The sequence below is a fragment of the Bacillus sp. F56 genome, assembly GCF_001748205.1.
Taxonomy (GTDB): Bacteria; Bacillota; Bacilli; order Bacillales; family Bacillaceae; genus Bacillus; species Bacillus stercoris.
On record NZ_BDFC01000006.1, the window covers coordinates 279164 to 292005 of the forward strand.

A 12842-nucleotide genomic window follows, 5' to 3' on the forward strand; every position below is an offset into this window, starting at 1 on the left:
AGGGCTAAATAAATTAATCAACCTTTTTTAACCTCCGACAGGCCTTTCAGCTACCTGGATGTTAGATGGTGAATCTGTACTCAATTGCGTTAAAGCTAATCCACTTAAAATCACAGCTAAAATAGATACGCAAAGCACAAGTTTTTTCATAAGATTCCCTCCACCTGATTCATTTTCTGTTCAGCCCAAATTTTCGCATTGAAAAAGCTCGTTGCTTCTTCAAAAGCACCTATTGATTCAAACCTTTTTGCAGCTATGTAGGACAATTCATCTACACTTTCAAGTTCATTTTGCTGTTTTAAGAACTCAATATTACTAATACAATTATTGAAATTATTTTTTAACTCCCCACAATAAAGGTTATACAGGATGCTGATTTTGGCTTCGTATACTTTATTCTCCATTAATATGAGTCTTTCCTGTGCTTTATTGTAAAAATTAATGGCTTTCATTTTTTCGTCAATTTTAAAGAGTTCTTTAATCATCATGAATAATGAATTTATATAATAAATAGAATTTAACCAAGATTCATTTCCTATTGCTTTTTCAAGAGATTCAATGCATTTATCAGGTTTGTTCCAATCCGAATAAACGATACTGAGGTTGTGATATAATTGAGCTTTCAAAAATTCATCTTTTGTTTCTTTTGCAATATCAATTGCTTCTAAATAATATTTTTCTGCTTCCGCAAATCGCTTAATATCAGCATAGTTTGCAGCTGCAATCATTGTTGAAGTAGCTAGTTTGCATTTATAATCAGGGTGTCGCTTATATATTGAAATTGCATTTTTTATATAGTGTTGTGCCACAATGCTTTGTTTAACAAGAGTGTATAAGTAAGAGACTTTAGAGTAAAATTCAGCTGCTTCAATTTCATCTGGAATTTCTGCAAGCTTTTTCTCAGCTAATCCATATAGGTTAATTGCTCGATCATAGTTTTTGTTGTATGCCTCATACATTGCTTCAAATAAATAAAAGTTGTATTCTAATTTGTCATTTGTTTTTTTAATGAAGTTTTGATTGTCTTCAGTGAAATAGGTGTGCATTTGTAAAGGTTCTCCTCGTGAGGAATGCAGCAACATTTTATGTCTTTCTTCTAATAGACTATAATACGCAAGAACCTCTTGATCTTCTTCCATTTCATCAAAAAGTTTCTTTATCTCTGAATAATATTTTATTGATTCATCAACCTTTTGTTTTTTTATAGCAATGTACCAGTCATTCAGTGTAGTAGCGACAACTTCAGAAGCGATCTTACTCATTTAAACCCCTCTTTCTGAAAATTTCAAAAATCTCTCGAAGAAAATCATAACATATTCATTGAAAAAATTGTAAAAGGATGTAAAGTTTTCTGCGATTTTTTCATTTGAAAAAACGAAAAAATACCCTCCTCAATCAAAAGAAGGGTAGGGGAGTTATCTTGGTGAATCATAATCCATTGCTTATTCACTATCAGAAATATCTTGAGTTGTTGGGTCAACAATGATACCCATTGCAGTTAAAAAAGTTAGAAGTGCATTAAATTTCTCAGTCAAATTGTCGCCAATTACAGTTAAGTTGTATATCGTACACGAATAACATGCTTATCGTAAAAATTTATAATGAACTAAAAAAAGACAGTAAATATAAGGATTTTTGATACTTTAATTAGTGAATAGGGGATAAACGATCGTAAAACATAAGCGGGAGTAGGGAAAAGCGGTTGTTTTAAGGAGATATTGATAAAAATGGTAAAATTTCGAGAAGGAAAAACGTTGATACTATAGGCTTTTACGATAACGATTACGATGTGAAAAAGGACGATTTAATGTGAAATTAGGAAAATGAAAATTTGGAAAGGGTGTGGAAATGGAAGTACTATGGGTACTTATGTTCTTGCTTTTGAGTATTTGGATGTTAACAGAATCCCACATATTGGTAGTTGAATTATAATAAGTATTATACCTGCATTTCAGTTCCATATAAGGTTTATGCTCGAATGCTTTATGGATATATAAGTGAAAATCAAGAATATTTTTAAAAAAAGCAGAATAATTTCTAGCTTGAAATGGGATAGATAACTCTGTTTTTTGATCATTATCGTAACAGGAAAAATTAATACGAACACTAATAAGCAAAATGTTCTGAGTGAAGTACTCTATATTCAACCTTGTCTATTTAATAGAAATGGAGAATCCATCGTTTTTTTATTTGGCCATATTTTAATCCCTCAATGATCTCGACTGACTAAACTTTATATGCAATATAAGATATGGCCAAGTAATCGTTATTACTCAGCGGTAACAGAAGAGAAGGAATTAGGGAAAGCATTTGATTCCATATATAAGAGACTACAAGGCAAAGAGTTAAAACTCTTTACCATGAGGTTTTTTCCTTAACCGGTTCGCAATGAACTTCATTAAATTTACTGCAATAGATACCAAAACAACAATCAAAGCGATTTCAAGTAAGATGATAAGTCCAATATTTAAGTTAAGCCTATCAAAGTAATCACCGGTAAAGGAAATGAGTTGATAAATACCTAGCATTAGAGCTATAAAGATTGCTCCTAAAACAATTAGAGATTTTTTAGAGAAATCCTTAGCATGTTCAAAATTATAAATTATTAGGAATACAAATAGACAAGCCATAGCAATCTCATGAGTCAACGAACCACTTGCTGAAAACCCTTGCACAATTAAGGAAATAATTAATCCAATTATTCCGATTATTTTATTCAAAACATCACCTGCTTTGTATGATCCTAGGTGCCAGCTTACCAATTGAAGGGGAATTTCTCAAGACAATGTACTTTAAAGTTAACTTAAAATCGTGATTTTAATTAAACTAGGGGTAACGAATGGATCAAGATATTCAGTTTTTAAAAGAGTACAGAATGAGTTGGAAACTCAAGACATTGACGGTCAAGCTGCATCACGGTTTTGGATAGTCGGTGATTATGAATGGGTCGAAGCTCGGTAGGAAAACGCAGAGCGCTATTCTGTATACCTCCCATATATTGCAGAATCATATGTTTTAGATGTATCTAGAAGAAAATAAAAGAAAATAGTGAGCTGTCTAAGGAAGTCCTAACAGAGTTGCAAGAAATTGAGGAAGACTATGATGATGCTATTGAGTGGATTCGAAAATAATTGATGAGGGAGCAGAACTAAAAGGAGAGTTGCTGAACGAGGAGAGGTGTATAGAGAGGAAGAAGAATACATAGAGAACGCAGATCTTCGAACTTTACCAATTGGGACAAAAGTCTTTGTGCAAAACGGTGTTGGAAGGGTGAAATTGTTTCGGTGAATGAAAAGAATCATTTATATATGCCACAGATTGGAGAGATGAGGGAAATTAAAGTGGGAGCAACTGGGTTGAATATAGAGATTGAATAAAAGATAGTTTTTAACTAAACATATAAGGATGGATCGTTATCGGTAAAAGTACACGCATCGATAACGATCGCAGAAGGGGTTGTTAATCTCTATAGCGGCGTCTTTTCTCGAAATAATATTTATTCTGCTTTGATCTGGATTTAAATACAAACCAAATTGCAAAAGCAAACATATAATCCAGGACTTTTTCAAAAGTCCAATTTGTGAAAAGATCCAGAAGAAAATTCATTAGATTTCACCTCCGAGACAAAAATGTCCTATCTCTCTTAGATGGCATGTGTATGACACACCTCTATAAATAAAAGAGTGAAATCCAATATGAAAATCTAAAAAAGAATTGAAAAAACATAAAAAAATATAAAGGGTGCAGTAAATGACGGAGACTAAAGCGAACGCAAATGTAAAGATTCACGTACTGGTTGACGAAACACTAAGCGGTATCAAGCGCGAAATACGTAGAGGTAGATGGTAAAACGGGGGTTGGCGAGAAGATCATAATTGTTGATAAAAATGATCCGGATGATGAGTACGAGAACAGAGCTAATTTAATATGGATTTTCAATTTTCAAAATTGTAAGGTTAATTTATCTACCTGGAGGTGATGTTAATGTATATAGGAAATGGCCATTACTGTTATTCAAATTCAACTGCAATGTTTCTTTCATCAATAGGAGAAAATGTATCTCCTCAACTTGTAGAAATATTAACTGGTGTTGGGTTAGGTGCGATGATAGAAAATGAAAAAAACCTTTATTTTAGTATGAGAGATCCTGATGATGGTATCAATTACGCTTTAAACATCCTTGGATTTACTGCAGAAGAACATCAGCAAGCTAGTGACTTAGATGACCCATTTCCGTTATTAAAACAGCAAATCAAACAAAATCCTGTCATTCTAGGTCCTTTAGATATGGGGGAGCTAACATACCATCCGAATCATAAAAATTTAAATGGTTCTGACCATTATGTTCTAGGTTACCAAATGGATAATGAAAATATTTATGTGCAAGATCCAGCTGGCTTTCCATTTGTTCCATTATCACTGGACCAATTTAAGAAGGCTTGGATGGCGGAAAGGATTCCGTATAGGAAAGGAATCAATAAATATTGGTCTACAGCAAAAAAGGTTGTCACATTAGACAATAACGAAATATACGAGAGAGCTATTGATTATTTTAAGAGAACTTATCGGGAATTCGAAAAAGTGGATATGGGATTAATTGGAAGGGGAGCAATTTGTTTTTATGCTGATCAATTATTAAATGCCTCTATTACAGCTGATACTATAGGGCATACAACATTCTTCCTTTTCCAATTAAGTACAAGAAGGGCCAACGATTATGCAGTGTATTTTAAAGGTAGGCATCCACATTTATCAGTGTTGAAGACTGAACAGGCTAAGGTGTTTGGTATGTGCCATTCTATGTCTGTAAATAAAGATTGGAAAGGTATATCGGAGAAGTTAATGAAGCTAGCCGATTTAGAGGATAATTTTAGATTGGAAATTTTAAAGGTCGGCTATTAATTATAGAGATTTCCACTTTAACAAACGGGGCGTTTGTTAAATAAAGGTCTCAATACATATTATATATATCAACTAGGTATGAGCCCTTAATTTTAGTCTTGATAATTTAAGCTCAGTGATATAGTTCTCGTCGTCAAATGGCCCTTTTATTGAAAGCAATAGCATTGGCGATATAAACAAAATATCAGCTCCTACTTAGAACATATTAGCTAAGAGAAGGTGATATATAAAGCGATCTGGCAGTGGTACTTAATGGGGTTCAATGAGCTCAGGTGAATTGTTTTTAGGTGAATTCACTAAAGATGAAACCTGGTATGCTTCCATGTTATCAGCATCATAAGGCTGCAGTAAGCTTTGTAGATAATCAGGATCAGTATTTTTAGGGTTGAGCCATTCCTTTTCGTTCTCATCAGTAAGGATAACCGGCATCCGATCATGAATGTCTTCCATAAGCTCATTAGGCTTTATTGTAATGATTGTGCAAGTGTACAACGGATTCCCTTCTGGCGTGTTCCACTTTTCATATAAGACCAGCAAAAGCAAAGAGATTAGATGATTTAAGCTTAATCCGCATAGGAATCTTAGTCTTTGGGTCAAGACGTTTCCATTCATAAAAACTGTCAGCGGGTATGATACAACGTTTGCTGACAAGTGGCTTTCGAAAGCTTGGTTTCTCGGCCAGTGTTTCGGCACGAGCATTAATCATCTTGTATCCGATCTTTTCAACTTTAGCCCAAGGAGGGATAAGGCCCCATCTAAGCTTGCCCAGACGGTTATTGGATCCATCGTTAATGATTTGTCAGGATGTTTTGTGAAGGAGCTACATTATAGCTTGGGGATATTCTACCTTCAGGTAAGAATTGATCTATGTTGAATTGCTCGATGATGTCATCAAACTCAGAAAATAAAGTAAACCTGCCACACATATTCATCATCCATTTAAAAAGTTGTTATCTATACATAAACAGTCACTATTTTACCCAACTAGAAGCATAGCTTTAATCTGGATGTATTTATTAGTTTTGCAGGAAACAGACAACCTTTAATTGACCTTTTATTTAATGGAATAAATATATGAGTGATTAAGTCAGACTAGTTGAAAAATCTCACTTTATAGTTTAAATGGATAAATGTGGGGTAATAACCGAATGTACACAATTTTACATTTGGAGGAGGATTACCTTGAACTCTACAATCTGTAAGGTAGGTATTGTTGGAGCGCTGGTCATTGGTGGACTGTTTTCACCTTTTGCGACTGGAGCAGAAGCTAAAGAAGAAGCTAGAAACAACCATACAACTATATTAAGTGTTAATCAACCAGTTAATGTAGTTAAAACAGCTTCAAGGTTTAATAGTCAAAACATTGAAGCAACTGCTGATGACTGGGAATCAGCAGGAACTGAGTATGGAAGCACAAAGTTCGAAAAATATTCCTTAGCTGCAGTTGTTCAGACTCTAGGATTTGCATTAAACCTTCCTTCAGGTGGATGGTCTTCCTATTTAGCCGGATTAGCAAATATGATTATTCTAGGCGAATATCCTGTTGTTTATTTTAAAGATCGTAAAGAGTTTAAAATGGCCGGTGCGACACTAATGACACGCCACAATGTTACAATTTATGAAGACAAAGATCGTAAGAAGAAAATTGGATCAGATAGCTTTATCATTACTGATACAGGTGGCCCAAAAGCAGCTGAGAAATAAGTTTAAACAAATAATCCTCCCACAAGGGAGGATTATTATTACATATTAACTAAAGTGTAAGTCAATGAAACGATGAATAAAAAATACGAAATATAAGAAAGTGCTTTTGACGAACTTGTTCTATGTTTTTGGAATGTATAGATAAGTGCAAAACCCAAGAAGAAAACTGTTACAAACCAAGAAGTGTATTCTGGAAAGATGGCAACCAGCAAAACCATGATTGTTGAAAAAATAAATGAAGAGTAATGCGTAACTTTATGATCATTATTCAAAGAAATCACCTCTACAAATTTTTACCCAATTTAGTTTGTATTAAAACATTATATAAAAAGGAGAATGGAAAAATGTTAAACATTATTTCTAAAGAACAGGATGAAGCATTTAAATACTTTAGAAACAAATTAAATTTATCAGACAAAGACTTATGCATACCGTTGATTAATTTTGAACTGCCTAGAAACAAAAATGAATAATAAGCCAATGTTCTATATGAGCTGTATAAAAATGACCCTTATTTGTTTAACAGAGCATTAAAAGAGGATACGTGGTTAATCAGCCAATTGTATTTGATGAGGCCATTGTACGTTACTTTAATGTAGAAGAGTTAGTTATTGTACATAGAACAGTCGGCAAGAGGTTCAATGTTAATGTGAAATGAAGAAGCTGCCTGACGGCTTTACATTGCAAACAATAGATATGTGGCTGTGAAGTGAAATTGTTTAATTATAGTAAACTCTTTACCTATATAATGAAAATATGATAGAATATAGAAGAGTTTGATAATTGAGGAGATGTTTTTGTGGAGTTTAAAGTTGGTCAAGACGTATCAGAAATTTGGAATATTCATGGATCGATTCTTCCGGAAGTTTTAATGTATATGTTCCCTCATTCAGACGAATCTTATCATTGGGAATTTGTAAATGATAACGGGAGACATATCTTTACTGCTTGGAGAAAAAGTGAACCTATTCCTACAATAGAGGAAATTGAAAAAGCAGCAATTGAGCTTGAAGAGAAGAAAAATGCGCCTAAGCCAAAAACTCTTGAAGAAAGAGTTGCTGATTTAGAAAAACAAGTGGCTTACTTAACGAGTAAGGTTGAAGGAACAAACTAACAAAGAGTCCCTTATAGGGGCTTTTTATATTAAAAATGATAATTTTATTTTGAAATCGAAAGAATAGTTAATCTGTCAGCTTATATACCCGAAGAACATAAAACTGTTTCAAAAGCGGTTTGGGTATGTTGAATGGAAGCGGCTTTAAAAAGGGGTGAAATGCCATTAAAAATTTAGTTTTATTGTCCAGCTTTTTCGGGGTTGTGCTATCAATTATAGGGCAATTATTTGGAATCCTGACAGATTTCTTTATTCCAGGTATTGCACGGCTTATGGGTGTTTTAGCTGGCCTCCTCGTATTACTTAGCTTGAAGTCAAGAAACACAGAAATACAGGCGTTTATAGTGGGTTCAAGTACCGCGTTAGGAATAATGGGTGCAGGGATTTTATATTTTCCCGCTGCGATTGTCAACGTCTTAATTGGGTTCAAACTAAACAAAAAGTTAAAGGATGAAAACACTAAGAAGCAGATCTGAATTGACTGCTTTTTGTTTATTGGAACTATGGGGAATTATAGTATAATAGTAATAAAATAATTATTTTATTCATTGTGAGGTTTAGAGTGTGTTTAAAGAAAGAGGTAAAATAGGTCAAGAATTTGGCGCTGAAGAAATTGCCGACTACTTAAAATCAAAGAGTTATAAACCAAAAATGAAAGTTAGTCACTATCGAGATCACTTTGGTGGCTCTATAACCTTTTGGCACAGATATTAAATCATTTGAGAAATTGTCGATATCTAACATATGAAAAAGATGGAAAGGGTGCTCTATAATTATAAAAAGCATGAAAGGATTGTGATTAGGTTGGTAAATGTAAACTCAAGTGAACTTATTTATGATCCAAAATTCTTAGCATTTTGCAGCTTGGCTACAGAAGGGTATGGAGGGAATAATCCAACTCCTTCATCCATTGGTTTTAGTGAATTCTGTGAAAAACTTGAGAAAAATGAGGTAGTAGAACCCGAGAATAAAAAAAGCTCACTTGACCTAAATAAGTCTTTAGATTATTGGAAATCAAGATTAAATGGTGGAGACAGCCTTTCTGCATTGGATTCGCAGTTATTAGATATGATCAAAAAAGCTTACAACTTAGGCATGGTTAATAAAGATAATATGCTGTTGCGAAACGAAGCAATTAATGCTTATAAAAATTCAATTTACATATAAAACAGGGACCAGTTTAATAAAGTGCTGGGCGTTTTTCTTATTGAAATCATTTTCTTGTAAATTCTTCTCATATTCTCTGAAATTGTTTTGTCTTGTTTGAATAACAGTTGCTACGACCGCAGATTGAGTTGGTGCATATAGAGGAAGGGTATGAACCCTTTCCTTACTGTGTTTTCTGCCGAATATCGTTGTTGCCAACTTCCCCAAAGTTTAATAAAAAAGTTTTAATTTTTAGATATTCCCGCTTAAACACACCTCATCAAACAGTTGTATTTGCATATTGTACTTTCCAAATAATCTGTTGATAAGAGTGTTTTTTCCTCACCTTGAATAATCCTTCTTTCTTTTCTGTTATTAATTTAATAAATACTAATACTATTTTTCAGCTTGACTTTTTTACTGTAGCCTTTTAAAGTATGGAATGTTGTTTAGACTATGTTTAACGGTTTTGATATTGAAATTAGAGGTGGCTACTTAGATGAAACAGAATGGAAATCCTTGGGCGCTATTGCCGCTAGTTTTATTTGTAGGTCTTTTTGTCGGCTCTGGTGTATTGACTGGAGATTTCTATAAATTACCAATATTGATTGCGGCAATTATAGCATCAGCTTTCGCGCTATCATTTAACCAGAAGCAATCGCTCAATCAGAAAATTGAATGGTTTGCTTCCGGTGCGGGACATCCTGATATTATTATTATGGTTATCATTTTTATATTAGCAGGTGCTTTTGCTTCTGCAGCTGAAGCGATGGGAGCAGTACACTCAACCGTCAACCTTGCTTTGAGCATTATTCCGCAGCAGTTTATACTGCCAGGGCTTTTTATCATTGCTTGTTTTATTTCTGTTTCGATGGGAACATCAATGGGGACGATTGCGGCAGTTGCTCCAATTAGCACTGGTATGAGTGGAGAACTGGGCTTGTCTTCTGCAGTCGCAATTGCAGCTGTTGTCGGCGGAGCTATGTTTGGAGATAATCTTTCTTTTATTTCGGACACCACCATCGCGGCAGTACGTTCACAAAAAACACAAATGATGGATAAATTTAAAACGAATTTTTTGATCGTTTTGCCTGCTGCTATCATAACTATCATTTTATTATTTTTTATACCGACAGGACACATAGGACATACTGGAGCTGAATCTTACAGCTGGTTTAAAGTACTTCCTTATGTTGCCGTGTTAGTCTTTGCGTTAATTGGTTTTAATGTGGTGGCTGTCATTTTTGGCGGATTGATCTTAACAGGAATTATAGGGTTTGTAAGCGGCAGCTTAACGCTTGAGTCTTATTTTAAAGCAATTACAGATGGAATTGCCGGAATGTCTGATCTTATCGTCCTTTCAATGTTAATTGGCGGAATGGTCGGTGTCATGAAACAAAACGGCGGGATTGACTTTTTACTGGGAGTCATTTCTAAAAAAATCCATTCGAAAAAAGGTGCTGAAGCCGGTATTGCCGGATTGGTCAGCGTTACTAACCTAGCTACTGCCAATAATACGATTGCTATTATTACAGCCGGGCCGATTGCCAAAAATATCTCTGATGAATTTAAAATAGACAATCGAAAGTCGGCAAGTATCTTAGATATCTTTTCCTGCATGATACAAGGTTTAATTCCTTATGGAGCGCAGATGTTATCGGCCGGGAAGTTTGGAAATGTTTCACCCGTCAGCATCTTGCATTACTCCTTCTATCCTGTTTTAATCGGGATCTGTGGCATCATAGCAATTATATTTGAAATTCCAAAATTTACAAGAAATACGAAGTGAAGATAAAAAAAGTACCAAATGGTACCTTCAGCTTGTAGAGAAAACGATGTTTTTTCTACAAGCTTTTTTTGTTTTATACAGTTTCTTTAGATATTCATCAGGTTTCAGAGATGCAGAAAAAGCGCTCCCACATGCCTAGCCCTGCTTGGCTAGGTATGTGGCAATCTTCTTCATGTTCTGGCATGCGGCTGTGAGGAGAACTTGTTCACTCACATTTCGTTTTCCCCTCAACCTGCAATAGCGAAGCCCATGCAGCTGTTTTGAATCTGCAAAGCTTAACTCTATTTTTTCTTTTCTTTTTTTGTAGAGGTTTTTTCCTGAAACAGACAAGCTCTTCCCATACATGCCGAGTAATCACTTTCTGCCGATTCTTTGATTTCGTACAGTTTTCAAGCAGCGGGCATGCGAAACATATTTCAGGATTTGATTTGTATGATCGGTAGCCTTTTCGGTCAGTTGTTGAGTATGTAAGTGTTTGGTGATTTGGACAAATGTATCTGTCTTGTTCACTGTCATAATGAAATTTCCATTTTGGACACAAGCCTCGGATAGAGTGATAACGTCTATGTGCGATGACACCAAAGATTTGGCGGTCAGATAATCCTTTACAGATCGGAGTCGTTAAATATCCGGAATCAAGAGCGACGGCTTCTACTTGAAAACCAAATCGTGTCTTAACATGTGACCTGACGAAATAAAAAAACGATGAACTGCGCTGTGTAAGGCTTTGTCATACCTCTTTGAACACACCACATTCGTGTGTGCCGCAAAGGGCATGTACACCGGCTCACCCAATACAGCTCATCGCCATCTCAATAAAGCATGGCGGGCGAAGGAATTCAAGGATTATTTTGATAATGTGATTGAAAACGTAATAAAACTTGTCTTATTTTATCTAAATTAATCGTGAGTTATTCTATAACTATAGTGAATTCAAAACTGTCTTACGCACAGTGAGCGGCTTAGAGGCAATTGACTGACTGTCTTTATAGATAACATCGACAATCATATAAGCTAATTTTTTGGACAAGAAACGTTGCATTAGAGCTTGAAAGTCAAGATCACCACCTGGATCAGCTACAATAATTTCAAAATCTCTCATGAATATCACCTTTATACGAAATGGTTCCAATGGGAATTCGTTACAGATGTTACTCCATCAGATTTAGAAACAAGAATTGTGATCCTGCGAAGAAAGAATTAGAATATGGCAGAACAAAACCATCTATAATATGATTTTTAGGTATTTGTAATTAAATTACAAATACTTTTAATATTCACTCGTGAATTCGTGGTATTATACTGAAGGGAACGATCAAAAGCTATGGCGTTAGTCATTAGAATGTTTTAAATATATACAAGTGCTACCTCATGTCAAAGTCAGAAAAAAATTATAGGAGGTAACAAATGTTTAAGTTTAAAAAGAATTTTTTAGTTGGATTAACGGCAGCTTTAATGAGTATAAGCTTGTTTTCTGCAACCGCCTCTGCAGCTAGCACAGACTACTGGCAAAATTGGACTGATGGTGGCGGAACAGTAAACGCCGTCAATGGGTCTGGCGGGAATTACAGTGTTAATTGGTCTAATACCGGAAATTTCGTTGTTGGCAAAGGCTGGACTACAGGTTCGCCATTTAGGACGATAAACTATAATGCCGGAGTCTGGGCGCCGAATGGCAATGGATATTTGACTTTATATGGTTGGACGAGAGCACCTCTCATTGAATATTATGTAGTGGATTCATGGGGTACTTACAGACCTACCGGAACGTATAAAGGTACTGTAAAGAGTGATGGAGGTACATATGACATATATACAACGACACGTTATAACGCACCTTCCATTGATGGCGATAACACTACTTTTACGCAGTACTGGAGTGTTCGTCAGACGAAGAGACCAACAGGAAGCAACGCTACAATCACTTTCAGCAATCATGTGAACGCATGGAAGAGCCATGGAATGAATCTGGGAAGTAATTGGGCTTACCAAGTCATGGCGACAGAAGGATATCAAAGTAGTGGAAGTTCTAACGTAACAGTGTGGTAACAGATCATCTTTAATCAGGGGTAGCTAACGGGCTGCTGATCGTTCCTTTATCATTGTTATTGTGAGTTACTAAGAGGCGATGGTCTTTTAGTTGAATCCTAATATATGCCTCGGATATTGGTATTGTTTGAGGTAGGG

Annotated in this window: 12 protein-coding genes and 8 pseudogenes; 10 read left to right on the forward strand and 10 right to left on the reverse strand. The window is 35.1% G+C overall.

The window, feature by feature from the left end; genetic code table 11:
* Nucleotides 1-27 precede the first annotated feature (27 nt).
* From phrK to BFW96_RS09955, 4 genes are all read right to left on the reverse strand, one after another.
* A complete protein-coding gene (phrK, locus tag BFW96_RS09945; RefSeq protein ID WP_069839317.1) occupies nucleotides 28-150 on the reverse strand; it encodes a phosphatase RapK inhibitor PhrK in 123 nt (40 codons plus the stop codon).
* Entirely contained in the window at nucleotides 147-1262 is a 1116-nt protein-coding gene (gene rapK, locus BFW96_RS09950) for a response regulator aspartate phosphatase RapK (protein WP_069839318.1), read from the reverse strand. The genes phrK and rapK overlap by 4 nt, the downstream gene beginning before the upstream one ends.
* 180 nt (nucleotides 1263-1442) lie before the next feature.
* Nucleotides 1443-1535 (reverse strand): phage holin, encoded by a 93-nt coding sequence (locus BFW96_RS21030; RefSeq protein WP_234698031.1) that lies wholly within the window; start codon nucleotides 1533-1535, stop codon nucleotides 1443-1445.
* 810 nt (nucleotides 1536-2345) lie between these two features.
* Nucleotides 2346-2720 carry a YoqO family protein gene (locus BFW96_RS09955; RefSeq protein ID WP_069839319.1) on the reverse strand — a complete coding sequence of 125 codons (375 nt, stop codon included), beginning with the start codon at nucleotides 2718-2720 and terminating at the stop codon, nucleotides 2346-2348.
* A gap of 427 nt (nucleotides 2721-3147) precedes the next feature.
* Between BFW96_RS09955 and BFW96_RS09960 the strand changes: the two are divergent.
* A pseudogene (locus BFW96_RS09960) lies at nucleotides 3148-3377 on the forward strand (hypothetical protein); the annotation flags it as partial.
* 10 nt (nucleotides 3378-3387) lie between these two features.
* Here BFW96_RS09960 and BFW96_RS21855 read toward each other — a convergent pair.
* Nucleotides 3388-3606 (reverse strand): annotated as a pseudogene (locus BFW96_RS21855) (hypothetical protein).
* A gap of 144 nt (nucleotides 3607-3750) precedes the next feature.
* Here BFW96_RS21855 and BFW96_RS09970 point away from each other — a divergent pair.
* Nucleotides 3751-3919, forward strand: a pseudogene (locus BFW96_RS09970) (hypothetical protein); the annotation flags it as partial.
* Nucleotides 3920-3978: 59 nt separating this feature from the next.
* Nucleotides 3979-4902, forward strand: coding sequence for a cysteine peptidase family C39 domain-containing protein (locus tag BFW96_RS09975; protein ID WP_069839321.1), 924 nt, complete (start codon nucleotides 3979-3981; stop codon nucleotides 4900-4902).
* A gap of 87 nt (nucleotides 4903-4989) precedes the next feature.
* Here the strand turns inward: BFW96_RS09975 and BFW96_RS21860 are convergent.
* Both BFW96_RS21860 and BFW96_RS09985 read right to left on the reverse strand, forming a co-directional pair.
* Nucleotides 4990-5082: pseudogene (locus BFW96_RS21860) on the reverse strand (ATP-dependent DNA ligase); the annotation flags it as partial.
* A 69-nt stretch (nucleotides 5083-5151) separates the two neighbouring features.
* Nucleotides 5152-5828: pseudogene (locus BFW96_RS09985) on the reverse strand (SOS response-associated peptidase).
* Between the two features lie 256 nt (nucleotides 5829-6084).
* Here BFW96_RS09985 and BFW96_RS09990 point away from each other — a divergent pair.
* Entirely contained in the window at nucleotides 6085-6606 is a 522-nt protein-coding gene (locus BFW96_RS09990) for a hypothetical protein (protein WP_069839322.1), read from the forward strand.
* A 38-nt stretch (nucleotides 6607-6644) separates the two neighbouring features.
* Here BFW96_RS09990 and BFW96_RS21865 read toward each other — a convergent pair whose 3' ends face one another.
* Complete coding sequence (locus tag BFW96_RS21865; RefSeq protein WP_082032992.1) at nucleotides 6645-6878, reverse strand: hypothetical protein; 234 nt, start codon at nucleotides 6876-6878, stop codon at nucleotides 6645-6647.
* A 72-nt stretch (nucleotides 6879-6950) separates the two neighbouring features.
* On the opposite strand from BFW96_RS21865, the pseudogene BFW96_RS21040 reads away from it, so the two are divergent.
* The 5 genes and pseudogenes from BFW96_RS21040 (at nucleotide 6951) to BFW96_RS10015 (ending at nucleotide 10655) form a co-directional block, all read left to right on the forward strand.
* Nucleotides 6951-7314 (forward strand): annotated as a pseudogene (locus tag BFW96_RS21040) (hypothetical protein).
* 91 nt (nucleotides 7315-7405) lie between these two features.
* The gene (locus BFW96_RS09995) at nucleotides 7406-7720 is read left to right on the forward strand and encodes an XkdW family protein (RefSeq protein WP_069839323.1); all 315 of its coding nucleotides are present in this window, start codon (nucleotides 7406-7408) and stop codon (nucleotides 7718-7720) included.
* A 564-nt stretch (nucleotides 7721-8284) separates the two neighbouring features.
* Nucleotides 8285-8434, forward strand: a complete 150-nt coding sequence (locus BFW96_RS21650) for a hypothetical protein (RefSeq protein WP_159427645.1) — start codon at nucleotides 8285-8287, stop codon at nucleotides 8432-8434.
* Nucleotides 8435-8524: 90 nt separating this feature from the next.
* A complete protein-coding gene (locus BFW96_RS10005; RefSeq protein ID WP_069839440.1) occupies nucleotides 8525-8887 on the forward strand; it encodes a hypothetical protein in 363 nt (120 codons plus the stop codon).
* 478 nt (nucleotides 8888-9365) lie between these two features.
* Nucleotides 9366-10655 (forward strand): Na+/H+ antiporter NhaC family protein, encoded by a 1290-nt coding sequence (locus tag BFW96_RS10015; protein ID WP_069839325.1) that lies wholly within the window; start codon nucleotides 9366-9368, stop codon nucleotides 10653-10655.
* Between the two features lie 135 nt (nucleotides 10656-10790).
* Here BFW96_RS10015 and BFW96_RS21470 read toward each other — a convergent pair.
* Both BFW96_RS21470 and BFW96_RS10025 read right to left on the reverse strand, forming a co-directional pair.
* Nucleotides 10791-11196: pseudogene (locus BFW96_RS21470) on the reverse strand (transposase).
* A 384-nt stretch (nucleotides 11197-11580) separates the two neighbouring features.
* Nucleotides 11581-11751, reverse strand: a pseudogene (locus tag BFW96_RS10025) (ATP-dependent DNA ligase); the annotation flags it as partial.
* 311 nt (nucleotides 11752-12062) lie between these two features.
* Between BFW96_RS10025 and xynA the strand changes: the two are divergent.
* On the forward strand, nucleotides 12063-12704 hold the full coding sequence (xynA, locus tag BFW96_RS10030; RefSeq protein ID WP_069839327.1) for an endo-1,4-beta-xylanase XynA: 642 nt from the start codon (nucleotides 12063-12065) through the stop codon (nucleotides 12702-12704).
* Nucleotides 12705-12842 lie beyond the last annotated feature (138 nt).